Genomic DNA, 1,219 nt, shown 5'->3' on the forward strand with positions numbered 1-1,219 from the left:
AGACCATTCAGGCAGCGGTCGCTGAGTACAGAAGCATCACCAGCCAAGATCGCATAGGTCACGTAGCGGAGGATGATTTCACCATCACGCAAGCAAGCAGCCATGCGGCGGTTGGGGTAGCAGTTACCACCAGCTTGAATCAAACCAGTGTTTTCGCAGATCATGCCAGAAACAGCGTCGGAAACGATGCAGCTAGCTTCGCTGGCGAGAATGTTTACTATATCAAGGCGCTTATTACCATCAGCAATAAAGCCTTTTAGAGCAGTCAGGTCTGCAGCACCAAGACATGCGGTTTTGCTATCTGCTGTAACTACAGCTCTGGAAAAAGCGTCAAGCATTGAGATCTCCTTAAAATTAAAGGTACTTAACTAGTTTGCTATCTTGCTTGTCATTTATCAAATTTGACCAGCTGATTATTATGATTAGCGGATAATGGGGACCGCAGTCTCATTTATTAACAACAAAGTAATAATCTGTAATATTTGTCACAAGGTCACCAGTCGATCACACTGGAGTCGGTTAACCGACTCGGCAGCTATACACAAAACTTAATAATTAGATGTACTTACATGTACTTAGCTGTGATCAGGTACCATCCATTAATAAATTGCATGGTTATGACAGGAGGGGAGCAAGGGAGCAGGGGACCAGGGGACCAGGGGGACAAAGGTTTGGTCTGGATATCGTAAGTGTGCGCAATTATCGGCGTTGCTTATATCATGTCGGGATAATTAGTGATCAAAAACCATTACCCTTGAAACCTTACTCCTTTGCTTCAGCATAGCTGCCAAATGCCCTCTGCCTTCGACACACTTTTATTATGAGTATTCAACCGGACTTGATATTAATAATGGAATGATTTTAAAAGTAGGTGCGCGCCTCCAAGGCCGTGAGGGATTGCTCGCGGCCTTGGGTCGCACCTGTAGAATGGGCATCTTGCCCGTTCGAGAGGGTGCATCTCATTTTTGAAAATTTTGCGTAGGGTGCGTTAGGGGGGGCTTCATTTTTCGCCTCGTAGTCAGGGTTATGTTGCTGCCCGTAACGCACCACCATGTCAAACAGCATGCATTGAGATGCACCCGTTCGAGATCTGGTCGAGCGGGCAAGATGCCCACTCTACTCCTATTCATTACTTGGTTCAGCAACGCCGACAGAACAGGGATATTTTCGGGAGGGCAGGATGCCCACTCTACTCCTATTCAGCGCGAAGATTCAGCAA

Annotated in this window: 2 protein-coding genes; one reads left to right on the top strand and one right to left on the bottom strand. The window is 46.7% G+C overall.

Translation table 11 applies throughout. The annotated features are described in order from the left end of the window. On the bottom strand, positions 1 to 338 hold a 338-nt coding region (locus F6K38_RS42445; protein WP_502709678.1), incomplete at its 3' end, for a bilin-binding protein. Between the two features lie 688 nt (positions 339 to 1,026). Here F6K38_RS42445 and F6K38_RS42450 point away from each other — a divergent pair. Then, the coding region (locus tag F6K38_RS42450) for a hypothetical protein (protein ID WP_287360896.1) at positions 1,027 to 1,219 on the top strand (193 nt) is incomplete at its 3' end.

The sequence above is a fragment of the Moorena sp. SIO3B2 genome, assembly GCF_010692525.1.
In the GTDB taxonomy this organism is placed as follows: Bacteria; Cyanobacteriota; Cyanobacteriia; order Cyanobacteriales; family Coleofasciculaceae; genus Moorena; species Moorena producens.